General features: G+C 54.2%; 26 protein-coding genes and 1 pseudogene. 5 read left to right on the top strand and 22 right to left on the bottom strand.

Features of this window, described 5'->3' with window-relative positions:
- Positions 1 to 309 precede the first annotated feature (309 nt).
- Together A5774_RS08775 and A5774_RS12025 are read right to left on the bottom strand one after the other, a co-directional pair.
- Complete coding sequence (locus tag A5774_RS08775) at positions 310 to 630, bottom strand: hypothetical protein (protein ID WP_064834414.1); 321 nt, start codon at positions 628 to 630, stop codon at positions 310 to 312.
- Positions 631 to 632: 2 nt separating this feature from the next.
- Positions 633 to 950, bottom strand: a pseudogene (locus tag A5774_RS12025) (EndoU domain-containing protein); the annotation flags it as partial.
- 547 nt (positions 951 to 1,497) lie between these two features.
- On the opposite strand from A5774_RS12025, the gene A5774_RS08765 reads away from it, so the two are divergent.
- Positions 1,498 to 2,535: an HtaA protein gene (locus A5774_RS08765; RefSeq protein ID WP_231892401.1), complete on the top strand. Its 1,038-nt coding sequence runs from the start codon at positions 1,498 to 1,500 to the stop codon at positions 2,533 to 2,535.
- 22 nt (positions 2,536 to 2,557) lie between these two features.
- Here the strand turns inward: A5774_RS08765 and A5774_RS08760 are convergent, their stop codons facing one another.
- The 3 genes from A5774_RS08760 to A5774_RS08750 are packed head-to-tail and all read right to left on the bottom strand — an operon-like array spanning position 2,558 to position 5,279.
- Entirely contained in the window at positions 2,558 to 3,502 is a 945-nt protein-coding gene (locus A5774_RS08760; protein ID WP_064834410.1) for an ABC transporter substrate-binding protein, read from the bottom strand.
- Positions 3,499 to 4,215 (bottom strand): ABC transporter ATP-binding protein, encoded by a 717-nt coding sequence (locus A5774_RS08755; RefSeq protein WP_064834408.1) that lies wholly within the window; start codon positions 4,213 to 4,215, stop codon positions 3,499 to 3,501. The genes A5774_RS08760 and A5774_RS08755 overlap by 4 nt, the downstream gene beginning before the upstream one ends.
- Positions 4,212 to 5,279, bottom strand: a complete 1,068-nt coding sequence (locus A5774_RS08750; protein WP_064834419.1) for an iron ABC transporter permease — start codon at positions 5,277 to 5,279, stop codon at positions 4,212 to 4,214. The genes A5774_RS08755 and A5774_RS08750 overlap by 4 nt, the downstream gene beginning before the upstream one ends.
- A 180-nt stretch (positions 5,280 to 5,459) precedes the next feature.
- Here A5774_RS08750 and A5774_RS08745 point away from each other — a divergent pair, with 180 nt between their 5' ends.
- Positions 5,460 to 5,765: a helix-turn-helix transcriptional regulator gene (locus tag A5774_RS08745; protein WP_064834406.1), complete on the top strand. Its 306-nt coding sequence runs from the start codon at positions 5,460 to 5,462 to the stop codon at positions 5,763 to 5,765.
- Positions 5,766 to 5,834: 69 nt separating this feature from the next.
- Here A5774_RS08745 and A5774_RS08740 read toward each other — a convergent pair whose 3' ends face one another.
- From A5774_RS08740 to A5774_RS11355, 13 genes are all read right to left on the bottom strand, one after another.
- On the bottom strand, positions 5,835 to 6,710 hold the full coding sequence (locus A5774_RS08740; protein ID WP_064834404.1) for an urease accessory protein UreD: 876 nt from the start codon (positions 6,708 to 6,710) through the stop codon (positions 5,835 to 5,837).
- 1 nt (position 6,711) lies between these two features.
- The gene (ureG, locus tag A5774_RS08735; protein WP_021352269.1) at positions 6,712 to 7,326 is read right to left on the bottom strand and encodes an urease accessory protein UreG; all 615 of its coding nucleotides are present in this window, start codon (positions 7,324 to 7,326) and stop codon (positions 6,712 to 6,714) included.
- An 81-nt stretch (positions 7,327 to 7,407) separates the two neighbouring features.
- Complete coding sequence (locus tag A5774_RS08730) at positions 7,408 to 8,157, bottom strand: urease accessory protein UreF (protein WP_021352268.1); 750 nt, start codon at positions 8,155 to 8,157, stop codon at positions 7,408 to 7,410.
- Positions 8,138 to 8,611, bottom strand: coding sequence for an urease accessory protein UreE (gene ureE, locus A5774_RS08725; RefSeq protein ID WP_023019234.1), 474 nt, complete (start codon positions 8,609 to 8,611; stop codon positions 8,138 to 8,140). The genes A5774_RS08730 and ureE overlap by 20 nt, the downstream gene beginning before the upstream one ends.
- A gap of 48 nt (positions 8,612 to 8,659) precedes the next feature.
- Positions 8,660 to 10,372: an urease subunit alpha gene (ureC, locus tag A5774_RS08720; protein WP_021352266.1), complete on the bottom strand. Its 1,713-nt coding sequence runs from the start codon at positions 10,370 to 10,372 to the stop codon at positions 8,660 to 8,662.
- 53 nt (positions 10,373 to 10,425) lie between these two features.
- The gene (locus A5774_RS08715; RefSeq protein WP_021352265.1) at positions 10,426 to 10,737 is read right to left on the bottom strand and encodes an urease subunit beta; all 312 of its coding nucleotides are present in this window, start codon (positions 10,735 to 10,737) and stop codon (positions 10,426 to 10,428) included.
- Between the two features lie 45 nt (positions 10,738 to 10,782).
- On the bottom strand, positions 10,783 to 11,085 hold the full coding sequence (locus tag A5774_RS08710; protein WP_021352264.1) for an urease subunit gamma: 303 nt from the start codon (positions 11,083 to 11,085) through the stop codon (positions 10,783 to 10,785).
- Between the two features lie 100 nt (positions 11,086 to 11,185).
- On the bottom strand, positions 11,186 to 12,367 hold the full coding sequence (locus tag A5774_RS08705; protein WP_064834402.1) for a DMT family transporter: 1,182 nt from the start codon (positions 12,365 to 12,367) through the stop codon (positions 11,186 to 11,188).
- A 633-nt stretch (positions 12,368 to 13,000) separates the two neighbouring features.
- A complete protein-coding gene (locus tag A5774_RS08700; RefSeq protein WP_064834400.1) occupies positions 13,001 to 13,603 on the bottom strand; it encodes a hypothetical protein in 603 nt (200 codons plus the stop codon).
- A gap of 35 nt (positions 13,604 to 13,638) precedes the next feature.
- On the bottom strand, positions 13,639 to 14,754 hold the full coding sequence (locus A5774_RS08695) for a hypothetical protein (RefSeq protein ID WP_064834399.1): 1,116 nt from the start codon (positions 14,752 to 14,754) through the stop codon (positions 13,639 to 13,641).
- Positions 14,755 to 14,952: 198 nt separating this feature from the next.
- Positions 14,953 to 15,960 carry a hypothetical protein gene (locus A5774_RS08690; protein WP_064834398.1) on the bottom strand — a complete coding sequence of 336 codons (1,008 nt, stop codon included), beginning with the start codon at positions 15,958 to 15,960 and terminating at the stop codon, positions 14,953 to 14,955.
- A gap of 461 nt (positions 15,961 to 16,421) precedes the next feature.
- The gene (gene ileS / locus A5774_RS08685) at positions 16,422 to 19,571 is read right to left on the bottom strand and encodes an isoleucine--tRNA ligase (protein ID WP_064834417.1); all 3,150 of its coding nucleotides are present in this window, start codon (positions 19,569 to 19,571) and stop codon (positions 16,422 to 16,424) included.
- A 345-nt stretch (positions 19,572 to 19,916) separates the two neighbouring features.
- The gene (locus tag A5774_RS11355) at positions 19,917 to 20,069 is read right to left on the bottom strand and encodes a hypothetical protein (protein WP_021352258.1); all 153 of its coding nucleotides are present in this window, start codon (positions 20,067 to 20,069) and stop codon (positions 19,917 to 19,919) included.
- A gap of 224 nt (positions 20,070 to 20,293) precedes the next feature.
- On the opposite strand from A5774_RS11355, the gene A5774_RS08680 reads away from it, so the two are divergent.
- Genes A5774_RS08680 through A5774_RS08670 form a run of 3 tightly spaced genes read left to right on the top strand, consistent with a single transcriptional unit; the run spans position 20,294 to position 23,207 of the window.
- A complete protein-coding gene (locus A5774_RS08680; protein ID WP_021352257.1) occupies positions 20,294 to 21,097 on the top strand; it encodes a (Fe-S)-binding protein in 804 nt (267 codons plus the stop codon).
- Positions 21,097 to 22,572: a LutB/LldF family L-lactate oxidation iron-sulfur protein gene (locus A5774_RS08675; protein WP_023019229.1), complete on the top strand. Its 1,476-nt coding sequence runs from the start codon at positions 21,097 to 21,099 to the stop codon at positions 22,570 to 22,572. Before A5774_RS08680 ends, A5774_RS08675 begins: the two co-directional genes overlap by 1 nt.
- Positions 22,572 to 23,207 carry an LUD domain-containing protein gene (locus A5774_RS08670; RefSeq protein ID WP_064834396.1) on the top strand — a complete coding sequence of 212 codons (636 nt, stop codon included), beginning with the start codon at positions 22,572 to 22,574 and terminating at the stop codon, positions 23,205 to 23,207. The genes A5774_RS08675 and A5774_RS08670 overlap by 1 nt, the downstream gene beginning before the upstream one ends.
- A gap of 305 nt (positions 23,208 to 23,512) precedes the next feature.
- Here A5774_RS08670 and A5774_RS08665 read toward each other — a convergent pair whose 3' ends face one another.
- From A5774_RS08665 to A5774_RS08650, 4 genes are all read right to left on the bottom strand, one after another.
- Entirely contained in the window at positions 23,513 to 24,589 is a 1,077-nt protein-coding gene (locus A5774_RS08665) for a DivIVA domain-containing protein (RefSeq protein WP_023019228.1), read from the bottom strand.
- A gap of 206 nt (positions 24,590 to 24,795) precedes the next feature.
- Complete coding sequence (locus A5774_RS08660; protein ID WP_024272910.1) at positions 24,796 to 25,086, bottom strand: YggT family protein; 291 nt, start codon at positions 25,084 to 25,086, stop codon at positions 24,796 to 24,798.
- 34 nt (positions 25,087 to 25,120) lie between these two features.
- A complete protein-coding gene (locus tag A5774_RS08655) occupies positions 25,121 to 25,702 on the bottom strand; it encodes a cell division protein SepF (protein WP_064834394.1) in 582 nt (193 codons plus the stop codon).
- Between the two features lie 56 nt (positions 25,703 to 25,758).
- On the bottom strand, positions 25,759 to 26,565 hold the full coding sequence (locus A5774_RS08650) for a YggS family pyridoxal phosphate-dependent enzyme (RefSeq protein WP_082936180.1): 807 nt from the start codon (positions 26,563 to 26,565) through the stop codon (positions 25,759 to 25,761).
- Between the last annotated feature and the right edge of the window lie 2 nt (positions 26,566 to 26,567).

Here is a 26,567-nt window from a genome sequence, read left to right as displayed (position 1 = left end):
GGCATCCTGGTCAAATTTTTTGGGCATGGTCCAAATTTTCCCATCTACTCAGACGGAACAAAACCTGGGACACTTCAGCATATAGGGCATTGTGGTCTGTTGGTAGTCACTGCATGACCACATCAGCAACCTGCTAGCACATGTAGGTGCTGTTCCGGGGTATTGAACAAAAATGGGCGTGAATAATGTACAGACCGTTATTCAGACCCGATTTTCATATTCCTATCAGCAGTTATCCTGAAAAACAGACACACTTCCTGCTACTTAACCCGCGATGATGATCGAGCCGGGTTGGTGGTGGATTAGTGGCTAGGCGCTTGCCTTAGCGTGGTGCGCGCGGACACGCTTGGCGTATTCGGCAAACTGTTCACGATCCCAGGGGTCTAGATAAATCGCTACTTCGAGCACGTCAAGCCACTGTTCGCTGATTATGATGTCTTCAGCAATAAGTGCGTCAATGGCATATTCAAACGATAGATCGAATTCTCCGCCGCTGTTAGTGTCAATCGCATCTGGCGTCTGAAATTCTTGTAGGTAATCGGTCAAGAACTCTTCCCACAATCTTCTTAACGCGCCATCGACCTCATCGGCTGCATCTTCAGCATTGATGCCATAAATTGATGGTGCCATTCCTATTGCCTACCCTTTAAGAAAAATTTGTCTTCGTTAAACGGACTTGTAGGTTCCACTAGCTTATCATTGTGCACCTCCATCACCCCTTCTCCGCAAACTGGATAGGCAGTTTTTAAGATTGCTTCTCCATTCTCTACTACCCATGCGACTTGAACGAGAACACCATCGATTTCCTTTCGCACTGCGCGTTTTTGTATATTTCTGGGATTATCAGCATTCTGGATGCGGTACAGTTCAGGCTGTTCAATCGCAGCATGGACTGCGTTAATAACATCTTGTTGAATCCACGTCTTCGGAAATACCGTCTTCCCATCTTTTTCGGAACCCCATAGATGGCCGGTACGATCTCCAACTTGGTGCCAACGCGCTTAACATCGAGATTACTTGCATCAAGCGGTTTCAGTGGCCGTCTATCCCAACCGAACAAGATATGGCCAGACGCATCATTAGTCACCAGCGGGACCGGCTCAGCATCACCAAAAACCGTGTGATTCGCCTTGAGCGATCGGTTCGGCAACTTCAGACGTTCAATGAAAAGGAACCACACCGGTTAATAGCAAGGTTTCTCACCATTACAAATATGCTGTGTGATAGCCATAAAACGCTGAGATAGTTCATTGGAATAGACGTTTCCCCGGCAAACAACGATGCCAGCGAGGCCGATTGACCTTAGCTGCCGCCCTCCGCCGGTACTTATCCACGTGTGCAGAGACACTTCTAATTCTGGAGTTTGCGCAGCTTAGAAAACGCAACTGCGAATAACTCCCAAAGGCCATAAGCCACGCGAACACAATTTCACCCGGGGGATACAAAGCATAAACAAATAAAGTTTGGCAATCCTGCTAGTGAACTACGCTGAATAATATGAACGCTCGCCTCCGATCCCGCACAGCATCACTTTCCGCCGCCGTGCTCACCCTCGCCCTTGCAGCTAGCACGCTGACTCCCGATACTCTCGGAATCACTCCCAGCGCCCACGCCGCCACACCGGTGATTCCGGACGACCTACCTATTTTCCCGAAAATTACTGAAAATCCACAGATTTCCGTGACTTTCGAAGACGGCACCCTCGTCGAAGGCGCGACCGTCCACCGCGGCGACGTGCTGCTCGTGCATGGCATCGGATTCTCCCCCAAGGCTAACCAAGGTGGCTTTCCCCTCCCTGTCCCGCCGGGTGTGCCCAATGGCCTCTACGCCTTATACGGAGCCTTCCCCGCACACTGGAAACCCAGCGAGGGCGCAGATCCATCTACCCGCACCCACCCACACGATCGCATGGCGTGGGTCATGCCAGAAGGCACCTTGGACAGTATTCCTGCCGGAGCCATTGACATGCGCCGTTCCATCGCAAGGCAGGAGCAGCGAATGAATGCTGACGGCTCTTTCACCGCCCGCATCGTGGTGGATCCGCCCGAAACCACGCCTGGTGATAATTGGGGTGTATACGTCTACCCCGGCGCAGGTTCTATCAATGCGGCCGAGGAGTTTTATATTCCGCTGAATTACTCACCCGAACCTGGCGCAAACACCCCTGCACCACCCCAGCCTGATCTTCTTCTCGACGCCGACCTGGCCTTTCGTTTCGCGGAGATCACCAAGGGTGGGGTGAACGCCAAGAATGGAGCAACCAAGCTGGATGCACACCGCATGGCATTCACCCGAGATGCGGCCGCAGAAAACGGCGATGGCGTGCGCAAATACAAAGGCACCGTGATCACCACCGCACGTTTTACCCTGGCGGAAGTCGCGGTGGCCGATCCGTGGCTTATACCGCAGCCAGACGGCAGCTACCTGATTACGGGGCTTATCTCACGCTCTTATAATGTGGGTACCGATGAAATGGTGCGCGTGCCACTGGGGCTGATCACTGCCGCCCAGGCCGCCGATCAGGTACGCGGCTAGCATTGAGCTAGTTTGCGTTGGGCTAGTTTTCAGACAAAAATTTCTGCAACTGTTCAACACCATCAATAGCCAGTGGTGATGGTGGCTCAGCGAAAGCCAGTAGCATCGGCAGGATCTTGTCTTCTTTCACGGCGGTGACGGTTTCTGCACCAGCCAAGCTGGTGACGGCCTCTTTCACGCCATCCTGGCCGGAGTGCAGCAGCAGGATGATATCCGGATTCTTTGCTACCAGCTGTTCTGCACTGATTTCAAAGACACGATCATCGACATCACCGAAGACGTTTTCCAGTCCCATTGCTTCGACGATTGGGTTAGACATGGAGTCCTTGCCATAAGCATAGGTGCTTGCACCTTCAATGCCTGGATACAGCACAGCCACGGTCTTGCCTTTTCCGGCGTCCGAGCCGATCTTCTCCAGATCCGCAGCAACCTCGTCTTTGATTTTCTGGGCTTCGTCTTCCTTGGCAAACAGCGTACCGTACAGGTCGATGTGATCATACACATCGTCGAAGGACGCGTTCTTCACCTCACCACAGAAGCCTGGCTCTTGCACGAGTGCAGTCTCGATGGTGGTTTCTGGGTTCACGGTCTCACTCTGGCCAATGATCAGGTCTGGTTCTTCGGCCATGATGGATTCTTTCGACAGCTCCAGATGGCCGCTTGAATCCATGCGACTAGTCAGCGACGGGATTTTCTCCAGTGCCGCATTAGTCTCGTCGTCAAAGTACTCTTCCGGATATTCACCGGCCTTTGCTACAACCCGGTCAAGCACGCCCAGGCGTTGCAAAGTTGGTACTGAAGTGGGCCCTTGCAAAACGACGCGCTCTGGCGGAGCATCCAGAGTGACGGTGCGTCCGCAGTTTTGCAACGAGATCGCGGTGTCCTCAGTTTCTGCGCTGCTGCAGCCAGCCAGAATCAGTGGTGCAATCAGAAGCGGGGCGAATTTCTTTTGCGCTAGTTTTTTCATTTTTCTAACCTTTCGAAGTGTAAGTGGTGCTCTGTGCGCACCACGCGAACGTTATAAATGGGCTCGAGGATTTCTGGGACGAGAACGTCACCGGGTGGTCCTGATTCCACCAGCCGGCCTTCTTCCAGCAAGTGGATCCAATCGCAGTACTCCAGCGCCATGTTCAGGTCATGCAACACGACCGTGGCATTGGCGCGGTAGTCCTTGATCAGTTTGAAGACCTCCAACTGGTAGTGAATATCCAAGTGGTTCGTCGGCTCGTCGAGCAAGATATGCGAGGCGTCCTGAATAAAGGCGCGGGCAATCATCACACGCTGCCGCTCACCGCCGGAAAGATGCGTCAAAGGCGCTTGTGCTTTGTGCAACATACCGACGCTTTTTAAAGCAGCGATGATGCCGTCGTCAGAATTATCTTTATGCGGCAGTAGGCCTAAACGAACTACCTCCGCGACGGTCATTTGCGGTGGTTCCCCACTGTCTTGCGCCACCACGGAAAGCTCGTGAGCGATTTTGCGCGCCCGCATCGAGGCCAGAGGTGCCCCATTCAGGAGCACCCTGCCTTCGGTCGGTTGCAGCGCACCAAATAGCGTGCGCAGCAGCGTGGTTTTGCCCGAACCATTCGGCCCCACTAGGCCGACAACACCGTGGTCGGGAATTTCGAAGGAAATATCCTTGATGATCTCCTGATAAGAAACGTTCTCAGCAGTAATCATTTTAAAACTCCCATCCGGCGAACCAGCAAAATCAAAAATGGTGCGCCGACCAGGGAGGTCAAGATGCCGATGGGGATTTCTTGCGGTGCCAGCAGCGTGCGCGCCCCAATATCCGCGGCGATCAGCAAACTAGCGCCCAGTAATGCGGCGACCGGAATCATGTGGCGGTGTGAACCACCGACCAAACGGCGGGCAGCGTGCGGAATCACCAAACCGACAAAACCAATCGAGCCAGCCATGGCCACGACAGAGCCGACGAGAATACAGGTCAACACCACCAGGATGACGCGCATGCGGTCTGGATTTACGCCCATAGTCAATGCTGCGTCGTCGCCAACGGTCAAGGCATCAATGCGGCGCCCCATGGACCAGAAAACGATTGTCACAGCCACCACGACGAGCACGCTCACCAGCAACAGCAGCCCCCAGCGGCCAAGGCCCAGGGAACCGAGCAGCCAGAACATCACAGAGCGAGAGCCTTCCGCGGAATCGGAGGCGAAAATTAAAAATGAGGTCACAGCAGACAAGGCATAGCCTACGGCGATACCTGCCATGAGAAGTCGCACGGAGGTCAACCTACCCGCTGATCGCGCAATGAAGAACATCACGGCCGACGCTGCGAGCGCGCCGATGAAGGCGGCGCCCTGCAACGCGTATTCACCGAAGCCTGCGCCTACACCAAAGAGGATGGCCAGCGCTGCACCGGTACTGGCACCAGAGTTAATACCCAAAATATATGGGTCTGCCAGAGCGTTTCGCACCACCGCCTGTAAGATCGCACCTGCGACGGCGAGACCCGCCCCTACTGCTGCCCCCAAAATCAGACGCGGAATACGAATGTCCCAAATAACGGCATTCGCGGAAGATGCGGAGGCGGGTGCTTCCGCGCCGAAAATATTGTGCGCTAAGGCAATGCGCACATCTGACAGACTAATTGGTGTCGGACCAATAATTATGCCGGAAGCAAAGACAACGATAAGCAGGAGCACGAGCAGGATCGACCAAAGCGTGGTGCGGCGAGCCTGTGCACTGAAGCCGAGAACGTCTGAGTCGGCACTACCTATGCTGCTAGTACTGTCAGGTTCAGCATTCTCACGTTGCACTTCTTCTTGTGAAGCGAGCCGAGCTTCAGAATGACCGGTTTTCACAGGTTTAATCTATCAACCATTCAATTGAATAAGAAATTATCTGCAGTTAGCGCTAAGCTGAAATATGGAGTACGCAAAACATTCTCAGGAGCAGGTATGTCCGAACTCGAAAACAACCTGGAGCGCGCCGAAAACTGGTGCACAACTTTCCGCATTCTCGGGGATATCACGCGCTTGAAAATACTAACGGCCCTGCATTTCGCAGGACCGTATGTTCTCACCGTCAGCGAGCTTGCGGAAACCACAGGAGTGCGCGTAGCTACCTGCTCTGCCGCACTACGCGCCATGGAGCTCAACGGCACAGTCGCCTACAGACGCGAGGGACGTTCAATGTTTTATGCGATCAAAGATGAAAATGCACATAAGCTACTGCATTTCATGGGCAGCGAGCACGAAGGCTAACCCCGCCCATGAAAACTGCTGGGCACCGATCGCTGGCGCAAGACCTCGCGATCACTGCTCAGCAAGCAACTAGTACTGACGCAGATTAATCGGGCCTTGGCCGCGGGTAGCGCGAACTACCCCAGCAACCGCCAGAACCAATGACAAGAGCTCTTCTGTTCGTTTGCCGATTGCACGCAAAACAAAGCCCGGGCGTTCAGTGGCGGTGATCGCTGCTTCCATGGAGTCGTCCGCGTCGGCATGTTCTGCCACCACTTTACGAACGGCAGCCAATAAATCATCGTCAACGGCAGGGTCGAAGCAAATGGCGGTCGCAACGTGGGTTCGCCCGCCCATGGCAAAATCGAGATTTTCGTCAAACTCTGTTTCCTGCGGACATAGCCGGAGGTTATCGATCAGAGCGGTCTCGCCGTCAATTTCCACGACATTACGCAGATGTGCCTGGGTGTACTGGAATTGTCCCCCGTCAGGCGACCATCCAGGGGTAACGATATCCGACATGAACAAACTGCCGGTGGGGTGCACTTTAGCAGTGATGTGCTGGCGGAAATCCGCGTCCCGGTACAGAATAAGCTGATCCGGAATGTATTCCAATACCGCGCCTTCTGCAACGGAGAAGGACATATTTTGTACCACATACTCATCAGGTGTGCGGTACACCTTCGCCGCCGACTGATCGGTGATCAACATAGACGCATTCTTGTCGACGTCCAGAGCGATGCGGTACGCATCACCACCGACATATCCTCCACCCGGGTTCACGATGATGTAGTAAACCTGCCCGGAATCATCTAGGTAATGCGGGCGGATCACTTTCAGAGCCCGGGTGTGGTATTGCTTGGTTGCTACTGATTTGCCATCGCTTAAGGCTATGCCGAGTTCCAGCTCGCCCATTTCTTTGCGTGGCGGATCATGCAAAAAACGGTCTTGCGGGAGCTTCCACATACTAATCAGCCAGATCCTGCATCAACACGTCATGGCGAATCCATTCGACGAGCTTGTCCAGGCCTTCGTCAGATTTGAGGTTCGTCAGGACAAATGGTTTATCGCCACGGAAGACCTTGGAATCATCCGTCATCACTTGCAGATCAGCGCCCACGTGTGGGGCCAAGTCAGTCTTGTTGATCACGAACATGTCGGATTTAATCATGCCCTGGCCAGCCTTGCGAGGAATCTTCTCACCTTGCGCCACGTCAATAATGTAGATCGAGAAATCGACCAGTTCTGGCGAGAACGTCGCAGAGAGATTATCTCCGCCGGATTCCACGAACACCAACTCTAGATCCGAGTGACGGTTCATAAGTTCTTCGATGGCATCTTCGTTCATGGAGGTGTCTTCACGAATTGCGGTATGTGGGCAACCACCGGTCTCCACACCAATGATGCGATCTACAGGTAGCAGGCCATCGCGGGCGAGGATCTTTGCATCTTCCGTCGTGTAAATATCGTTGGTGATCGCAGCCATAGACACTTCGCCGTCCAGGGCGCGGGTAATGCGTTCGATTAGCGCGGTTTTACCCGAACCAACTGGGCCACCAACTCCGATTTTAATAATGCTCACGGAACAAGTTCCTTTCGTTTGTGTACTACTGGTGTAGCGCTACACGCTACACCGCTTCTCGGCAGCAGATTAGTTAGAGATCTAGGACATGAACATTCGAGAGATCAAGCTCTCGTGAGCCATCTGCGCAACCTCGAGACGTGGTGCCACGACCCCAAGATCGCTGACGTCATGCTCCATCGTCATTTCCGCAGCCTGCGTGATCGCTGGGTACGCCTGTACAAGCACGCGCTGGCCCGCATCTTGTCCCAATGGGATAGCACGGATCGCGTTTTGCGTCATTGAATTCGCCATCTGCATGAGGTAGGCGGTGACAGCTTCCCGCGCGCCGACCCCAACGGAACCAAGGACGAGCCCCGCGGCGATCCCTGGATTTCCGTGCAAGCTGCGGTCGGTGAGGCTCTTTTTATAGTGCGATACCAGCGCGTCCTCCGGGGCGATGATTGCAGCGACTCGGGACATCCGCTTGCCCATCGAGTTCATCGAAGTACGGACCTGCTTGGGGGTCTGACAGGCATGCACCAACTGATCTAGAGAATGCAATTGTTCTTGCTTCTCTTCGACGCTGAGGTCAGCTTGCTGCAGTTCGACAGCGAAGCGGACAGCGAGAGCTTCAGAATAGCTTGCCTGTCGCAGATAGCCGTGGAGCCACCTTCCGTAGGTGTCCGGGGAATCGATCTCACCGGATTGCACCGAGACCTCCATACCCGCAGAGTGGGCAAAGCCACCGGTGGGTAACGCGGAGTCAGTCAGGTGCCACAGCACTAGTTGTGCATAGCCACGGTTGCTTATATCAGCAGAGTTCACGGCCTTAGTGGGTGTGTTCGGCATGGCGGAACGCCTCCGGCATTACGTGTTCGGTGCGCTCGTAGGACACACCGACATGGTCCAGGTGATGCTCAACCGTATGGTCGTAGCGCACCACCATCACCTCGGCACCGAACTGGCTATCAGTACCGAAGAACTGTGCCTGTAGGTGACGATTCCCGAGGGTATGTGCAACTCGCAGTGCTTCTTGCACAGATGCTGGCGTGATAACCAAAACATCAGTCGGCTTGATCTTGACGACGAACAGCTTCTCGCCGTCGTCGTAAAGAACGTCCCCGTCTTTCAGCTCCGTGAAGTCACTGGAAAAACGCAGGGCAACTTCTGCACCGGAATTAGCGCGAGCGCGCTGTACACGCTTCAAGCGGGTTTCGTTGTCGAATTCCACCCAGTCGATGGTGCGCTCAGAGCCACCATCTGGCAAATTCTCCAGGTTCCCGGGAATTTCGGTGATAATCATATCTACCTTTCTTGCAGTAGTCGGGCTGAAAACAGGGGCCTGTTGTGATTAGAACAAGAAGTAACGCTGCGTCATCGGCAGTTCCGTTGCTGGCTCTGCAGTGATGATTTCACCATCGACGGACAACTCGTAGGTCTCTGGATCCACCTTAATCTCTGGCGTAGCGTCGTTCAGGCGCATGTCCTTCTTCGAAATCTCGCGCATATTCTTGGCTTCGACGAAACGACGAGCAATGCGCAATGTTTCTGGCACGCCAGCTTCCATGGCAGCCGTCGACAAGAAGGTGACCGAGTTACGGCGTGATGCATGGCCCAAAGCACCGTAGGAATAGCGCATGGTGCGAGGCTGTGGAGTCGGGATAGACGCGTTAGCATCACCCATGATCGAACGTACTACGTAGCCAGACTTCAGAACCATGCTTGGCTTCACGCCAAAGTTCTTCGGATCCCAGATGACGAGGTCCGCCAGTTTGCCTTCTTCTACCGATCCAACGGAGTGCGAGATACCAGAAGCAATAGCTGGGTTGATCGTGTACTTCGCGATGTAACGCTTGATGCGCTCGTTATCGTTGTTTTCCGAGTCGCCAGCCAAAGAACCAAATTGTTCCTTCATACGGTGTGCGACCTGCCAGGTACGCAAAACGACTTCGCCGACGCGGCCCATTGCCTGCGAGTCAGAGGACGTGATGGACAAAATTCCGCGGTCATGCAAAACGTCTTCTGCGGCAATCGTTTCTTTGCGGATACGCGAATCAGCGAACGCAACGTCTTCTGGAAGATCTGGGTTCAAGTGGTGACACACCATGATCATGTCCAGGTGCTCATCCATCGTGTTGACGGTATAAGGCAGTGTCGGGTTGGTAGACGCAGGCAAAACGTTATCCAGGCCAGCGACCTTCAAGATGTCTGGGGCGTGCCCACCGCCAGCACCTTCCGTGTGGAAAGTATGGATTACGCGGTCCTTGAAAGCAGCGATGGTGTTATCGGCAAAGCCACCTTCGTTCAGAGTGTCTGTATGGATAGCGACTTGGATATCCATCTCATCGGCGACCGTGAGTGCCTGGTCGATGGTGTTGGCAGTAGCGCCCCAGTCCTCGTGAATCTTCAGGCCAATGGCTCCGGCCTTGATTTGCTCACGCAGCGGGTTAGCATCCGAAGCGTGGCCTTTACCCAAGAAACCCACGTTGACGGAGAAGTTTTCCGTCGCACGAATCATGTGGGTGATGTTGTCGGCGCCAGCGGTAACCGTGGTTGCGTTCGTGGAATCGACCGGGCCGGTTCCGCCGCCAATCAGCGTGGTGGTGCCGTTGTCGAGAGCTGCTTCTACCTGCTCTGGTGAGATGAAGTGCACGTGGGTGTCAATAGCACCAGCGGTGATGATCTTTCCTTCACCGCCAATAACTTCGGTGCCCACACCGATCATGACGTCGACATCATCCATGATGTCTGGGTTACCGGCGTTGCCGATCTTCATGATCTTGCCGTCTTTTATCGCGATATCAGCGGTGAAGATGCCTGTGTGGTCAATGACCGTTCCGTTGGTAATGACGAGGTCCGGAACCATATCGTTACCGCGCATGCGCGAGTTCTGCCCCATACCATCGCGAATTACCTTGCCGCCGCCGAAGGATACTTCCTCGCCGTATTTAGTGAAATCTTTTTCCACACGGGCGATAAGGTTGGTATCGGCGAGACGAATGCCGTCGCCTGTCGTTGGGCCATGAAGCTCAATATATTGGCGTCGATCCATCTGAAAAGACATGGTGTATTACTCCTCTAGCTGGGTGTTTTAGGTATTGCGACGAGAGTTTGGGACTAGTCGAGCTTGCCGTTGACTTTGCCGTTGAAGCCGTGAATCTCACGGTCGCCTGCGAAATCGATCAGGTTAACAGTGCGGGAATCGCCGGGTTCTAGACGGATTGCGGTTCCTGCCGGAATATCGAGGCGCTTACCATGGGCAGCCTCACGGTCGAAGTCCAGCTCTGCATTGGCTTCAGCGAAGTGGAAGTGCGAGCCAACCTGGACGGGACGGTCACCGGAGTTGGTGACTTCCAGAGTTATCGCCTCACGGCCTTCATTCAATGTGATGGGACCATCTTCTGAGATAAAGAATTCACCAGGAATCAAGGTTTTTCTCCTTTGTAGTTATGCAATCAGTTCGGGGCCGATGGTCTAGCGGATTGGGCGGTGCACGGTGACCAGTTTGGTTCCGTCGCGGAAGGTCGCTTCAACCTGCACATCGGAAATCATTTCCGGGACGCCTTCCATGACATCTTCGCGGCTGAGGTAGGTGACACCTTCACTCATCAGGTCCGCTACGGATTTACCGTCGCGTGCACCCTCGAGTAGTTCGGCGGTGATATAGGCGACTGCTTCTGGTCGATTCAGCTTGAGACCGCGTTCTTTACGTCGGCGAGCTAGGTCGCCTGCGACGACAATCATCAGTTTGTCTTGTTCACGCTCTGTCAAGTGCATTGATTTCCTCCAAGAACTAGTTAGTGATTAAGGTATTGAGACCGGATATGGTCGAGGGCGCCGAGGGTAACAGCCTCCTTCGGCGCCACTGAGTGTGTGGTTAAGCTGGTCGCCACGGGCCTTCGCCCGGATCTTTCACCGGCTCAGGCTCATCCTTCAGGCCTTTTCCGCCCATACCGATGTCGACAAGCTCATTTGGATCATCTTTACCTGCCTTACCTTTCGGCGGTTTATTCTTCTTGCCTATGAATTTATCGAACAGCCCATTCTGATACATCACCGTTCCGAGGATCATCAAGATACCGAGGAACTGCAAGGCGGATGGAACTTCACCGAACAGTGGCCAGGCAATGACAACCGAGGACACTGGCGAGAGCAGCAGGATACCAGCGGACAGAGTTGGATCCAGCCAGACCGAACCCCACTGAACGAACGTCCAAGCAACAGCTTGACCAAGGGTGGCCAGCATCAGCAGCATCAGCCAGTTGGTCGCGGTCAGTGGATCGCCCAAAGCGGTTTCTGGGTTTTCCAGAGGCAGCTGGCCGTCGACAAGCACACCATGAGTGAAGTCGAATCCACCGCGAGAAGAACCAGTGTGAGCCCAGACGAACGGAGCAACCATCTGCGCGGCCGCGGTGTACATCATTGGCTGTACATACAGGTCCTTACGAGGAGCGGTAGTACCAGCTTTACGCGAGAAGTACAGGTAGAACGAGTAGCAGATACCGGAGGTCAAGCCAAGCAGGGTTCCCAACAATGGGGTACTAACGCCATAGATTGAGGATGGGCCTGTGGATTCTGATGGCTCGAAGACGCCACCGGTCAACGCAACACCGACGATCATGATCGGCACCAGAATCAGGAACACCGGTGGGATCTTGTACTTATCGAAGATCGCTGTCAGCATCGGAACGATGATGACCTGAAGGTTCAGCAGAATTGCTGCAATACCGGCACCAACGTAGAAAATTGAGTAGTTCCATGCGGTGAAGTCCACACCCAGGAACAGGCCCGCCACAACGGACATGATGATGCCCTTCCGCGGCAACGAACCTTTATTTTTGATTTCGCGGAGACCAATCGGCAGCAGAGCTAGGAAACCGATGGACACACGCAGGAATGCCTGAGTTGCCGGGTCCATATTGGAAGCCTTGACCCAGATTGGGGTGAAGGCCAACAGGGCGGTACCAATGGCGAGAATCAGGACGGCTTTGCCTTGTTTTACAGGCTTAACCGGAACATGCTTCCGGCTTGTAGCCTTTGTCGTCTGTGTCGCGTTCATGAAGCCTATTCTATTCAAGTAATAAGTTTTTGTTAACTCACAGCTTGCCGAAAAAATTTTCTATTTAACTCCTCCATAACTGGCACCTAACTAGCTGGATCTATAGAGCAGGCTTATATATCACCCACACATTAGCTAACCACTAACGGGGGTAGAAACATTGCAATAACTTTAATTTATTCCATAAGAAATCCTGGAAACGGCTGAGATTTTCCCAAAAAAGTACGTTCAACTGCAGATTTGAATAATGACAGATCAACATATTCCTGGGAATAACCTGGACCACAAAAATCCATCTAAGACATCGAAATATTGTCAACCCTGCCACAACGCCGCAAGGGACCAACATCACCATCGGTGAAATATCGCGATTTTTCGAACCTTGTTTCTATACAATTTGAGACTTAGGACACGAGCCATTGCAGTGGCACTGTTCAGAACTCGAAAGCAGCTGCCAAAACTCAGCCCAATTCTGATTTTTCATATTTTCTGCCTCAGATACGAGAAGACCGGAGCAAACCGGTCGCACGATGAATAATCATGCTTACTCGGTTTGCTCCGGTCTTACGGAATTACGCTCTATACAAGCCTGCCCAGGATTTTAGTTCAGTGGTCCCAGCCCCACCCTGCGCTTTAACTAAACAGGTTCGATGAACTAGAACTCAACAATCCTCCGTTGCCCATGCCTGGGCGCTGCGGAGGCTTTGGGGCCTCGTCCGGTTTGGCATCCTCAGGACTCTGGCCTGGGGCTGGCCTGCGGCCATCTTCAGTACCCGGTTTGTGATCTGGCATCTTCTCGGGTGCACCACCCGGCGCGGGCGCATCAGCCTCTCCGACCCGAATTTGTTGGAATGTCTCCGGCTTACCGGCGATGCCCACCGTAATGGTCTCGCCCACACGCAGCTGATACAGCGTTGGGATGGCGTACTCGAACGATACGAGATCCGAGCCAAAAGCTTCTTGGCGGGAAGCAAGCACTGTCTGTTGGTGGGCGCGGTCGTTAAACAGAATAGAAACGTACTGCGATTTACGTCCCGCCTCCAGCAATACCTTGCCGGTGAGCTTCGTGTCGCCGACTTTCACCGGATTAACAATGACCTGCTTCGTCGCATCAGATGCCTCGTTCTGTACGGACGCCACAGGTTGCGCTTGTGCTTCAGTAGCCAGCGAAGCCACCGCCGGAATAGCGAGAGAAACTGAAACTAATGCCGCTGCGAATACACGCTGGTTGTTCATGCAGAATTCCTTTCAGGAGAATCGCGGACCGCAAGTTAAATCTTGATGTTGAACTGCGCAAGGAAACCACGCAGTGGTTGTAGGAAGTGTGCATCACTGAAACCTTGGGTGAATAGCTTAATGACGCCAGACACAACTCCAACTACTCCACCGATGGCTGCGAGGGTCTTGAAGAAGTCACCAATATTCGAGCTTCCCTGCAACGCACCTTTATCAATCTCTGGTTTTTTATCACCTTCACCAGGAAGTTTTGGACTCTCTGGTTTCTTTTCTGGTGCCTTCGGAGCCTCTGGTTTCTTTTCTTCACTAGGCTTTTGACCTTCTGGCTGGTTTTCGCCAGGCTTCATGCCTTCGTTTTCAGGAGTCTTAGGATCTGCCGGCTTGTTCTCGGACCTTCCCGGTTTTTCCGGCTGCTGTTCTTTGCCTCCTGGCTGTTTATCCTTATCGCCAGGTTTCGTGTCTTCAGCATCTCCAGCAGGCTTTTGTTCATCAGCCTCTGGTTTCTTCTCTGTTTCAGGATTCGGGACTTGCTGCTCGCCTTCTGGCTTCGCCTCGCCCTCCGGTTTTTGCTCGCCCTCCGGTTTTTTGCCATCTTCCGGCCTCGGGGACTGCTGGCCCTCCCCTGGTTTGTTCCCGCCCTCCGGCTGCTGTTCTTTATCCTGCGGTTGTGGCGCCGGTTGCTCTACTTCTGGCTTGTGCTCATTCCCCGGCTCCGGAACTGGTGCTGGGTTCGTTTCTGGTGTGAGAGCTTTTTGCACAGTGACGGTTTGGAAGGTATTTGTCTTGCCTGAAATACCAACGGTAACCGTTTCGCCTTCCTGCAGAGGGCGCAAAGTCGGAACAGTATATTCAAATGCAACCAGATCCGTTCCCACGGTACCTTTCCGCGTTACTTGCACTTGCTCGCTGTGCTGACGTTGGGGGAAGTAAACCGTAACGGATTGCGTATTTTGCCCATCCGCCACCAGAACTTTGCCGGTGATCTTCGCATCACCAACCCGAGGTTGATCAACAATAACCTGCTTGGAAGCATCATCGGCAACAACCGGTGCGATTTCTTGCGCGTGCGCAACAGGCGAAATAGTAGAAACAGAAGGAATAGCGAGCGACCCCAGGGCCGCGATAGCAACAACTACGCGCTTGTTAAGCATAGTAAAAGGCCTTTCAGAAAACGGCGGGACAAAATATTTGGTTTTATCTTTAACCGAAATTTGTAATAACTGCTTGAAAAAGGGTGGGAGAATTCTGGGGTTAACGTCCCAATATGGTTTTCGACCGCTAGCGTGTCTAGCTGGCTGCTCCGACACCGCCAACGGCCTTGCCTTCCGACAATCTGGCGAATTTTTAACTTAAGCCTTCACCACGACGGTTTGGACTTCCGCCAACTTGCCGACCGGTCCGATCTTGACTTGCTCGCCTTCCTGTAGGTTCAGGCTCTCCGGCACCGTAATCTCAAAATTCACAAAACCCTGCGCATCTTTCTGTGCGTTCTGCACACTCACCTGCGCAAACAGCGACCGAGGGAAGAAGGCTGCAATCTTCTGCTCCGAAACGCCCTCGGGCAGTTTCACTTTCCCGGTTATTGTCTGAGCTCCAGCAGCAATCTCGTCGACAAGAATCTGTGTCTGCTGCGTTTGTGCACCATTATCTGCACCATCCGCGCTACCTTCCCCGCCACCTGAGCCTTCCGCTTCCACCAGCAACATAGCACCACCGTTACGTATACGCTGTGGTGTCGGGGCGCCCTCCCCCGTGTATACAAACACCTGGTGGTGTTCCCGCAGTTGCAGGCCGTCCGGAACCGGGATTTCGAATTTCACCAATTCAGCTTTGCCCGGGTTTTTCTTCTTCGCAGTAACCGTGACAAAGTTACGGCGCGGAAGTGCTGCGCTAATTTTCTGCTCGTCCTGGTCTGCCTGGAGATACACCGTACCGGTCACGGTCCGGGCCCCAGCTTTGATGCGGTCTACGCTCACGCCGGTCTGGTAGTTACGATCCAGGTCACCGGTTCCTCCACCGTTTCCTGGCTTATCAGTGTTTTGGTCAATGGTGCCGGCTGCAGCTCGCACCAAAGCTAGGTTGAGCCCGGCTTTGGAGATACCTAATTCTTCGATAACCTGCGTCAAGTCGCTATCCGACAGTTGAGCAATTTGCTGGACCGACAACCCACACGAGACCTTCAAATGCTTGGCGACGACAATCGAGACGTCCCCCTTGAAACCTGCGTCTTCGACGACCTGCTTGCCGCATCCCAGGTGCGACGGCGCTGCCTGGGCAATTGGCGAAAGAGTGGAGACAGTGGGTGCCACGATGGACAGGGACAAGATAGCTGTAGCCAGAATGCGCTTGTTAAGCATGAGAGGGCCTTTCACAGTAAACAACAAAACGGAAACTGATCGTCAAAGTTCGATTCCGCTAGCGCGAGCACTGGACTCAGATATTCCCAGGCTTCTGCCAGAAGGCATTGTCATCGAATCACTTGGTTGATCGATCGCAGAAAACTAGTCCGTTATTTGTTTGGTTGTCAAAACAAGGTCACTACCAGTGCTTTTGTTGCTAAAAATAATCTGAATAGTTCATTAAAACTCCATCGTTAAGCTTGGGGTTTACTGAACCGTCGGAGAAGTTAAGCAACCACACAAAATGGGACACCCCGGCGCACCCTCCCCAAAAAACACAAAACCGGAGCGCCTCATTCAATGAGGCGCTCCGGGAAGTTTCACCGTCTGCGGTAAACCACTAGCACTCAGACCCAATTTACCGGGAAGGTAACCAGGGCTATCTCAGTTTGGCAAGCGTTTGCGGTCGCGTTGTTTACCTAAACAAGCTGCACAGCAACGCTCACGCCATCGAGCACGCGGTAGACATTGTCGCCTTCCTGTGGCTCGGTGACCACCTGCAGGTCCGTTGCCAATACCTCAGTTGCAATGTGTTCGCGGTGGCGCTTCGCCCACTCTTCTTTGTCCGCGGGGACCGACAACGTGGCGGTGATGCGGTCGCTGACCGCAAAATCAGCCGCCTTACGCGCATCCTGGATACCGCGGATCACATCAGCTGCCCAGCCTTTGGCTTCCAGCTCCTCAGTCACCGTCATATCCAGCACTACCAAGCCCTCTCGGCCAGCAATCTGTGCAGTGGAATCCGCATCCGCAGCCACCAAACGCTCGGTGTATTCGCCTTCACGCAGCTCGACACCGTCGGCAAGCACCAGGTCGCCTGAGCGCTCGTAATTACCGGATTTCACAGCCTTGATTGCGCGTTGCACTTCCTTACCCAAACGAGGGCCTGCCACCTTAGCGTTGACAACGACCTCGAAACGACCCACCGAATCCACATCATCTGTCAGCTCAACTTCGTTGACGTTCACCTCATCACGAATGATGTCCGCAAAATCTGCCAGTTGTGCAGACTCCGGCATAGCCACCAGCAGCTTCGGCAATGGCAAACGGTTACGCAGCTTATTCGCCTTGCGTACCGACGATGCAGCCGAACACACCGCACGGGTGTAGTCCATGGCGTGCACCAGCTCGTCGTCGGCAGGCAGATCACTGGCAGCCGGGAAATCAGCCAGGTGCACCGAACGCTCACCAGTCAGACCGCGGTAAATGACCTCCGCAACATGCGGCAAAAGCGGGGCTACCGTGCGGGAAACGATCTCCAACACCGTGTACAAGGTGTTGAAAGCTTCCGGGTTCGCCTCGTCGCCCTCCCAAAAACGTTCACGAGAACGGCGCACATACCAGTTGGTCAGCGCATCGGCGTAGACACGCACGGCCTCGGTGGCATCGGCAATGTTGGTATTAGCCAATGCCGTGTCGACGGCGTCGACAAGATCGTGGGTCTTAGCCAAGATGTAGCGGTCCCGCACATCGGTAGAATCCACCGACCACTGCGCTGGCTTGCTGGAATACAGCTGCAAGAAGGTATACGCATTCCAGATTGGCAAGATTGCCTGCCGCACACCGTCGCGAATGCCTTGCTCAGTGACAATGAGGTTGCCGCCACGCAGGATCGGGCTAGACATCAAGAACCAACGCATCGCGTCCGAGCCGTCGCGGTCAAAGACCTCATTAACGTCCGGGTAGTTGCCCTTGGACTTCGACATCTTCAGCCCATCATCGCCCAGCACGATACCGTGCGCGACGACCTTTTTAAACGCGGGGCGATCAAACAGCGCCGTAGACAGTACATGCAACAGATAGAACCAACCACGGGTCTGGCCGGAATACTCAACGATGAAGTCCGCAGGGTTGTGCGATTCAAACCAGTCCTTGTTCTCGAATGGGTAATGCTTCTGCGCAAACGGCATGGAGCCGGACTCAAACCAACAGTCCAGCACGTCCGGAACACGACGCATGGTGGACTGACCACTTGGGTCATCAGGGTTCGGACGCGTCAACTCGTCAATATCCGGGCGGTGCAGCGAGGTAGGACGCACACCAAAATCACGTTCCAACTCGTCCAGCGAACCGTAGACGTCGATACGCGGGTATTCCTCATTGTCAGAGATCCACACCGGAATCGGCGCACCCCAGTAACGGGACCGCGAAATATTCCAGTCCCGAGCGCCTTCTAGCCACTTGCCAAACTGGCCATCACGGATATGCTCAGGAATCCACTCAATCTCGTTGTGGTTCAGCTCCACCATGCGATCACGAATCTTGGTCACAGCGACGAACCACGCTGGCATCGCGCGATAAATCAGTGGTTGGCCAGAACGCCAAGAGTGGGGATAGGAGTGGACAATAACTTGGTGCCGCAGAACCCGGCCCGTCTGTTTCAGGTCACGGATGATGTTCTTGTTGGCATCAAAAACCAACTGGCCTTGATAATCCGGGACATCCGCGGTGAATTCACCATCGGCATCCACCGGAATAACCAGCTCAATATCGGCTTCCTGACAGGTAGCCATATCGTCTTCACCAAAAGCAGGCGCTTGGTGAACCACGCCAGTACCGCCGTCGGTGGTGACGTAATCAGCAGCCAAGATCTGGTAGCCGTTTTTCAATTCCGGGAAGTAGCCAAAGATTGGCTCATAGGTGAAGCCCACCAAGTCAGCGCCCGGCAGAGACAGCACCACCTCGTGGTCTTTGCCCAGCTCCTTGAGATAAGCATCGCGGAGGTCGTCGGCAAGCAACAACAGCTTGCCCGCAAAACCATCAGCACCACTCTCTCCTACCCGCACAACCGTGTAGGTGACCTTCGGGTTTACCGCTAACGCCGAGTTCGAGGGCAACGTCCACGGCGTCGTCGTCCAGGCAACGGCCTCAACATCGCCGAAGAGCGGGTTTTCTTGCAGAGTTTTTTCTGCAGCCGAGCCCGAGCGCGCACCAGTCAGCGGGAAAGAAACCGTCAACGACGGATCCTGGCGCTCCTTATAAGAATCATCCAAGCGTGTCTCTTGGTTAGACAACGAAGTGTGCTCAGCCCAGGAATACGGCAAGACACGGAAGCCCTGATAAATCAAGCCCTTGTCATACAGTTCCTTGAACGCCCACATGACAGATTCCATGAACTCGATGTCCATAGTCTTGTAGCCGTTCTCGAAATCGACCCAACGAGCCTGCCGGTTAACGTAGGCTTCCCACTCATCGGCGTATTTCAACACAGACGTAGCGCAAACCTCATTGAACTTCTCCAGCCCCATTTCCTCAACCTCATGGCGCTGGTTAATGCCCAACTGTTTTTCAGCTTCCAGCTCGGCAGGCAAGCCATGGCAATCCCAGCCAAAAACGCGAGGGACATAGTTACCAGCCATGGTGCGGTACCGCGGGACGATATCTTTCACATAGCCGGTGAGCAGGTGCCCGTAATGCGGTAGACCATTGGCAAACGGAGGACCATCATAAAAAATATATTCCGGAGCGTCTTTACGCTGGTCCAGCGAAGCCTGGAAAGTCTGGTCCTTATTCCAATAATCCTGAACGATGGATTCCATCGCCGGGAAACTATTAGTGCCATCGGTCATGTCGACCTTCGGGTAGACGCTACCGACAGCGGTGTGGTCATTAGCAGGAATTGCCTCTGTCTGGCTCTCTACAGCTCGGCCTTTTGCATCCTGGTTTCTCGCAGCCACGGTTAATCTCCTTCACACACGAATGTTCGCGACGCAGGGACGCTGATAGCGCGGTACCACCCTGCTTGGAGGCGGAGCTGATCAACACCAACTACGCTTCCCACTTCATTGTGGTGAAGGTTTCACCTTGTGGCCCGGTTCTAATGAGCGCCCGTATCTTCTATAAGAAAAACAAGCGCCGTTCTTCCGGAAAGCTCCCCGGTGATGGCCGGATCATAGCAACGAAAACTAAGCCTACTATTTTTTACGGACAACGTCGACAAGCAACAGCACCAACGCCACACCGGCTCCCCCAAACAGCAATGTCAACCAGCCAGCCGCGCCCGTCGACAAAAACAATACGAGCCCCAGGAAAGCAAGAAACGCCAATATAAGCACCGCGAGCATCATGGTGTCTGTAACCCCGACCTTCCTGCTTACTAAGCATTACCTGTGTGACTTTTTTAGCAATAACTCTATTATGCCACCGAGACGTTGTTATGGCACCGTGTAATTACATGCGCACCATCGCAGCGCTCTAGACCAGACCAGCAGTTTTGCAGAAATCGCCCCGGCGGTCCGATAATTTTATACGATCTTATTTTTGCGTCACTGCGTCACTAAGGACAATTCCCATGAAAATTGCATTATTTGCTACTTGCATCGTCGACGCGATGTATCCGCGAGTGGCACTAGCGACGGCAAACATCTTGGAACGACTCGGCCACGAGGTTATTTTCCCCGAAGGCCAAGCATGCTGCTCCCAGATGCACGTCAATAGTGGCTATCTCAAAGACGCTCTGCCCGTGGTCCGTAACCACGTCTCTGCGTTCAGCAAGGCAGACTACGACGTCGCCGTGGCTCCATCCGGTTCCTGCGTAGCCTCCCTGCGGCACCAACAGCCCATGGTTGCGCAGAAAAATGGTGACCCGAAACTCGCGAAGCACGCTAGCGAAATCGCCGGTAACACTTACGAGCTCTCGCAGTTCCTACGCGATATCGAAGGCATCACCAACGCTGCCGAACAACTCGGCTCCTATTTCCCGCACACCGTGACTTACCACCCGTCTTGCCACGGCATGCGCCTACTACGCTTGGGCACCCGCCAACCCGACCTGCTCGAAACCGTCGGCGGCATCAACATGGTAGAGCTACCGGATAAAGAAGAATGCTGCGGCTTCGGAGGTACATTCTCCATTAAAGACCCCGGTGTTTCCGGTGCCATGGGTGAACAAAAAGTACGCAATATCGAGTCCACTGGCGCGGAAATGTGCACCGGCGGCGACGCATCTTGCCTTATGCACCTCGGTGGCATCTTGCACCGCCAAGGTTCGAAGACTCGCACGCTGCACTTAGCGGAAATTCTGGCATCTACCCGCGAAAATCCGTGGAATCCAGAAACTGCCGACGAACTTTCCATCCCGCAGGAGGCGAAATAATGAGCACCGTCGCTTTGGGAATGCCCGCCTATGGCCAGGGCAACATCAACCTATCCACCCCATTCCCGGCCTCTGCTAAGCAGCAAATGCAAAACAAGCAGATGCGCAAAAACATTCACCATGCCACCCACGCGATTCGCGCCAAACGCAATAACGTCGTCGGCGAAGTTCCAGATTGGGAACAGCTGCGCAACGCCGGTTCCGCGATCAAATCCAACGTCATGGCGAACCTTCCGGAACTGCTGGAGCAGTTTGCGCATAACTTCGAAGCAGCGGGCGGCCACGTGCACTGGGCACGGGATGCTAAGGAAGCAAATAAAATAGTCACGGAGCTCATTCGTGAGACCGGTGAAACCGAAGTAAACAAGATCAAATCCATGGCTACCCAGGAAATCGGCCTGGATGAGTACTTGGAAGAACAAGGAATCACCGCTACAGAAACCGACTTAGCTGAACTGATCGTGCAGCTTGGCGAGGACAAACCTTCGCACATTCTGGTTCCTGCAATCCACCGCAACCGCGATGAGATTCGCGAGATTTTCAAAAAGACTATGCCAGAAGCCGGCGATGACCTCACCTCTGAGCCAGCCGTGCTAGCTGAAGCTGCCCGTCGTCACCTGCGCACACGCTTCCTATCACGCAAGGTCGCGGTCTCTGGCGCCAACTTCGGTGTCGCCGATACCGGGACGCTGTCTGTCGTAGAATCCGAAGGCAATGGTCGCATGTGCCTAAGCCTGCCGGAAACTCTCATCACCGTGATGGGTATCGAAAAACTCATCCCGACGTTCTCCGACCTCGAAGTCTTTTTACAATTGCTTCCCCGTTCTTCCACCGGAGAACGCATGAACCCGTACACCTCTTTGTGGACCGGCGCATTTGAGGGCGACGGGCCCAAAAACGTGCATGTAGTGTTGCTAGACAATGGTCGCTCCGCGGTATTAGACGACGAAGATGGCCGTTCTGCGCTGCACTGCATCCGTTGTTCTGCTTGTTTGAACGTCTGCCCTGTTTACGAGCAAGCCGGCGGCCACTCCTATGGCTCGGTCTATCCAGGACCTATTGGCGCCATCCTGTCACCACAGCTCACCGGTATCACTTCAGAACAAAACGCGACCCTGCCTTTCGCTTCTTCCCTGTGCAACGCCTGCTACGACGTCTGCCCTGTGAAAATCAATATTCCTGACATCTTGGTGCATTTGCGTTCCAAGGCTGTAGACGAACAATCTGGGCCTTCACAGATGGCCGCGCTGATGAAAGCCGCTAGCTTTGTCATGGGGTCGGGTCAAGTTATGAAGCTCGTAGAGCGCGGATTGCCGCTGAGCCGGATTGTCGCCGGCCGTTCCGGAACCATCGGTTGGCTACCAGGCATCGCGGGCGCATGGACCTCACAACGCGATATTCCGAAACCCCCGAAGCAAGCCTTCCGTCATTGGTGGGCGAAAAACCGCGGAAACACTACAAAGGCGGATTCCTAATGGACCAGAAATACCAATACGATGACGCGAAGACAGAGATCTTCGCACGCCTGCGCAATTCATTGAGCGACCACCCCACCCCACCCGCCGTGCCGCGTGAATACCGACGTGTCGGCGGACGAACCGGAGCGGAAGTCGTTGACGTACTGATTGACCGCTTGGAAGACTACAAAGCCAACGTCTACCGTGAAAACCTAGACTCCTTGCCAGAACGCATCGGCGCTCTGTTGGAAGAGCGCAGCTGTGTGATCCCATCCGGGCTTTATGAAAAATGGTTACCGGATCGTGACTTCATTTGGGATCTCGATGACCAACCCCTAACCATCTCTGACCTCGATTCCATCGATGCAGTTCTTACTGGTTCCACCGTCGCCTGTGCAGATACCGGAACCATATTCCTATCTGCACAACCAAACGAAGGCCGGCGCGCGATCACATTGGTCCCGGACCACCATGTGTGCGTCGTCTTCGAAAAGGACGTTGTGGATTTGGTGCCGCAGGCACTCGAAGCTATTGAAAGTACCCAGCCCATCACCATGATCTCCGGCCCGTCAGCGACATCAGATATTGAGCTTGAGCGCGTCGAAGGCGTCCATGGACCGCGGCGTTTAGACATCATCATCGTCGCCTCATAACCCCACCAGACAACTTTCCCAACCAATTATTAGCCCTTCACAGGCGCTTCCTAACTGCGGGTTAGGCTGGTATGTGGTCTGCATCGCTAGTAGATCACATACCAGCCTAACCCCTTTTTCGTGTAGCAGATTCAGACGAAAAATCCGCAGCACCTGCTAGCCCTAATACAGCACGCTCTCTGAAAACCAGTCCAAAGACGAAAACGCCTGCAGGAATTGCTCCTGCAGGCGTTTTCTGGACCTAACTTTCACTGCGCTGCATCAGCGCAGAACGCTAAACAACGCGGCAGATGGTGTCCTTCGAACTATTTGTTAGTGCCTTTAATATCGCCGCTCGGGGCAGCGGAACCACGTGCTTCCAGCTCTTCCAACTGGGATTCCAGCATGGTGCGCAAGCGGGTACGGTACTCACGCTCGTAAGTACGAAGATCTTCGATCCGTGCTTCCAGAGCTGCCTGCTGTTGCTTCACGGTGTTCATAACTTCGGTGTGCTTCTTCTCAGCGTCAGCACGCAGCGAAGCTGCCTTTTCGTTGGCCTGTCGCACCTGAGCTTCCGCGCGGGATTCCGCATCCGAAGTGGTCTGTGCAGCCTTCTTCTCTGCATCCTGAATCATGGTGCGCGAACGAGTCTCAGCATCCTGCAATTGCTTCGAAGACTTCTGTTCAGCATCATCGACCAGACGTTTAGCTTCGGATTGTGCATCGCTAAGCTGCTTTTCCGAAGTGGACCGAGCATCATCCAACATAGCCTTGGATTCTGCCTGTGCGTCGGCGGTCAAACGGTCCGCCATCTCCTGGGCCAAGCCCAAGACCTTAGCTGCTTGCATGTGGGTGGCAGGGGTAGCCATGCCGCTGGCATCTGCGGTGGCCTGAGCTGGAGCATTAGCAGCAGGAGCCGCCGTGGCGGCTGCCGAGCCTGCGGACTTGCTAGTGTCTGCCTTCTTCGCGCTCGATTCCGCAGACTGACGAGCCTGTGCCAGTTCTTTCTTGGTCGACTCGTGCTCAGCTTTAGCCTGGTTTGCCTCGCTCTGCGCCTTGGAAGCGGCCTTGCGGGACTCGTTAAGCTTTTCGTCGTATTCTGCGCGAATTTCTTTTTCAATCTTCGCGCGCAGATCAGATTCGATTTCCGAACGGAGCTTAGATTCATCCACCGAAGCAGACTGCGCGGAAGCACCAGTTGCGCTCGAGGTGTTCGCCGAAGACCCCTGGGTCTCGGCTTCATCTAGAAGAGCACGCAACTCATCGTTTTCATCTTGCAGCTGTGCAAGAGTGTCTTCAACTAAGTCGAGGAACTGATCCACCTCGTCCTCGTTATAGCCCCGTTTACCAATAGGAGGCTTGTTAAACGCGACGTTATGGACGTCTGCTGGTGAAAGTGGCATTGGCACTCCCCTTCTTAGTCAAGTGACGGCCCCGCGTATGCGGGCGAGACCTGTTAGTTACGAAAATCTCACGCGTTGTATTAACGGTATTAAATTTATCTGACTTGCAGTCTTCTATCAATCTTTGCCCACAGTCACCTATAGCCACCGATTAGCCTCGGGGGCGATTAAGCCCCGCGAGCCAGTCGCTTCGATGGGAGCGGCGACTATAGGAAAACCGCACGGACCAACATGCCGGCCACCATGAGCAGCAAAAACAGCACCAGTACGGACATATCAACAGCCACACCGCCGGTCCGCAGCGGCGGGATAACCCGGCGCAGCGCTTTCACTGGCGGATCTGTCAACATGAACAGCACTTCGGCGATCATGATGAACCACCGCGGAGGCTGGAAGGTACGGCCAAAGGACTGAATCATCTCAATAATGATCCGCCCCACAAGTACGAGAGTGTACAAGCGAATGGCAACGAGAAGAATTACTCCGAGCATACTCACGGGCGTCTACCTTACCTGATCCCCACAACCGTGGTTAGCGCAAACCTGCTGCACGTTCCAGATCAATGCTAGTAACTTGAGCATGTTCGGGAACAATCGCGAAAATCTTACGGTCCGTATCGATTTTAGCGGTCACATTTTTCATCTGCCCACGAAGGGCAAAGCACAGCCCCGCAGAGAAATCAATAATGCGCTTGGCCACGCTCCGCTCTGCATCGGTGATTTCAAAAACCACAACATCGCCGTCGCGGAAAGCCTCACCCATCTTGCGGGCCTCGTCATAGCTGACCAGAGACAAAGCTACCACCGTAGGATTCGGGTTCACTGCAGGTGCCGAGGCTACCTGTGGAGCGACTGCAGCCTGATAGCCGTCGTACTCACGCCCACGGGCTCCGCCAATCTCACGCAGTGGCTCACGATCATAGCCGTAATCGCGGGCCGCAACGGCTTCGCGACGCGGCGGGAGATCCCGGTATCCCCCATCGCGAACGTCATCACGCGCGCCTGGTTCACGGTAACCTTCGCGACGGTCGTAGTCCGAGGCCTCGTCGTATTCGTAATATGCCTCGTCATCTGGCCCAAAGAAAAATTCTCTGGCAGAACGCATGATAGACATTGGCTTCCCCTTGAATTAGTTGTAATTGGTATAAAACTTCAGCACTAAGTAGTTGTTTAAAAAGCTACTGGTCGCGGGCCCATTATATCGGTACCGACACGCACGATATCACTGCCTGCGGCGATGGCTTTCTCCAGGTCATCTGACATTCCGGCCGACAGCTGCAGCCGTCTACCTACACGTTCGGCAAGGGAATCGCACATCATACGAGCATGCCGAAACACCGGCTCCGCTGCAGAATCCAAAGGAGGCACAACCATCACCCCGGCCAAGGTTACGTTCTTCAGCGTTTCGACGTGTTCGGCAAGTTGCATCAATGCATCGCCCTGGATTCCGCCACGCGAGGTATCTCCATCGGCGGAATACTGCAGGAACACCGGCAGCGCATAGCCTTCGGTTCGTTGTTCACGCTCAATTGCCAGTGCGATCCCTCGGTCGAGGGCGTCGGCAAGCTTACGCGAATCCACCGAATGCACACTCGATGCCCAACGAGCTACCGCGTTGGCTTTCTTCGTTTGCACCTGGCCAATCATGTGGAACCGCATTCCCGGAAGTTTCTTCGCTTTATCGTGCGCTTCCTGTTCTCTATTTTCGGCCACATCTGTCACACCAAGGTCGGCCAGGCTGGAGATCGACGCTACTGGATGAAACTTGGTCACCGGGAGCAATGTAATTTCTTCAGGATCACGCCCAGCGGCCCGGGCAGCTGTCGCTATACGCTGTGTGGTTTTCTGAAGATTCCGGCGCAAAACATGCACGGACTCGTCTTCGCTTAATCCGGAACCATCGCGTTTGGATACCCCGGCCTGCGAAGGAAGTTTTTGCGAATCCTCCTGGTGCGCAGAAGGTTTATTGTCAGCCATAC

Source organism: Corynebacterium sp. EPI-003-04-2554_SCH2473622 (genome assembly GCF_001665955.1).
GTDB lineage: Bacteria > Actinomycetota > Actinomycetes > Mycobacteriales > Mycobacteriaceae > Corynebacterium > Corynebacterium pseudodiphtheriticum.
The sequence above is the reverse complement of the archived record's forward strand: the minus strand, read 5'-3'. Positions and strand labels throughout refer to the sequence as shown.

Coding starts and splice junctions, on each gene's coding strand:
- A5774_RS08705 (WP_064834402.1), bottom strand. CDS start 12,367: ATGAACGCGACACAGACGACAAAGGCTACAAGCCGGAAGCATGTTCCG.
- A5774_RS08755 (WP_064834408.1), bottom strand. CDS start 4,215: ATGATTACTGCTGAGAACGTTTCTTATCAGGAGATCATCAAGGATATT.
- A5774_RS08675 (WP_023019229.1), top strand. CDS start 21,097: ATGAGCACCGTCGCTTTGGGAATGCCCGCCTATGGCCAGGGCAACATC.
- A5774_RS08740 (WP_064834404.1), bottom strand. CDS start 6,710: ATGTGGAAGCTCCCGCAAGACCGTTTTTTGCATGATCCGCCACGCAAA.
- A5774_RS08680 (WP_021352257.1), top strand. CDS start 20,294: ATGAAAATTGCATTATTTGCTACTTGCATCGTCGACGCGATGTATCCG.
- A5774_RS08670 (WP_064834396.1), top strand. CDS start 22,572: ATGGACCAGAAATACCAATACGATGACGCGAAGACAGAGATCTTCGCA.
- ureE (WP_023019234.1), bottom strand. CDS start 8,611: ATGATTATCACCGAAATTCCCGGGAACCTGGAGAATTTGCCAGATGGT.
- A5774_RS08730 (WP_021352268.1), bottom strand. CDS start 8,157: ATGCCGAACACACCCACTAAGGCCGTGAACTCTGCTGATATAAGCAAC.
- A5774_RS08710 (WP_021352264.1), bottom strand. CDS start 11,085: ATGCACTTGACAGAGCGTGAACAAGACAAACTGATGATTGTCGTCGCA.
- A5774_RS08650 (WP_082936180.1), bottom strand. CDS start 26,565: ATGGCTGACAATAAACCTTCTGCGCACCAGGAGGATTCGCAAAAACTT.
- A5774_RS08760 (WP_064834410.1), bottom strand. CDS start 3,502: ATGAAAAAACTAGCGCAAAAGAAATTCGCCCCGCTTCTGATTGCACCA.
- ureC (WP_021352266.1), bottom strand. CDS start 10,372: ATGTCTTTTCAGATGGATCGACGCCAATATATTGAGCTTCATGGCCCA.
- A5774_RS11355 (WP_021352258.1), bottom strand. CDS start 20,069: ATGATGCTCGCGGTGCTTATATTGGCGTTTCTTGCTTTCCTGGGGCTC.
- A5774_RS08745 (WP_064834406.1), top strand. CDS start 5,460: ATGTCCGAACTCGAAAACAACCTGGAGCGCGCCGAAAACTGGTGCACA.
- A5774_RS08690 (WP_064834398.1), bottom strand. CDS start 15,960: ATGCTTAACAAGCGCATTCTGGCTACAGCTATCTTGTCCCTGTCCATC.
- A5774_RS08775 (WP_064834414.1), bottom strand. CDS start 630: ATGGCACCATCAATTTATGGCATCAATGCTGAAGATGCAGCCGATGAG.
- A5774_RS08695 (WP_064834399.1), bottom strand. CDS start 14,754: ATGCTTAACAAGCGCGTAGTTGTTGCTATCGCGGCCCTGGGGTCGCTC.
- A5774_RS08700 (WP_064834400.1), bottom strand. CDS start 13,603: ATGAACAACCAGCGTGTATTCGCAGCGGCATTAGTTTCAGTTTCTCTC.
- ileS (WP_064834417.1), bottom strand. CDS start 19,571: ATGACCGATGGCACTAATAGTTTCCCGGCGATGGAATCCATCGTTCAG.
- A5774_RS08765 (WP_231892401.1), top strand. CDS start 1,498: ATGAACGCTCGCCTCCGATCCCGCACAGCATCACTTTCCGCCGCCGTG.
- A5774_RS08665 (WP_023019228.1), bottom strand. CDS start 24,589: ATGCCACTTTCACCAGCAGACGTCCATAACGTCGCGTTTAACAAGCCT.
- A5774_RS08655 (WP_064834394.1), bottom strand. CDS start 25,702: ATGTCTATCATGCGTTCTGCCAGAGAATTTTTCTTTGGGCCAGATGAC.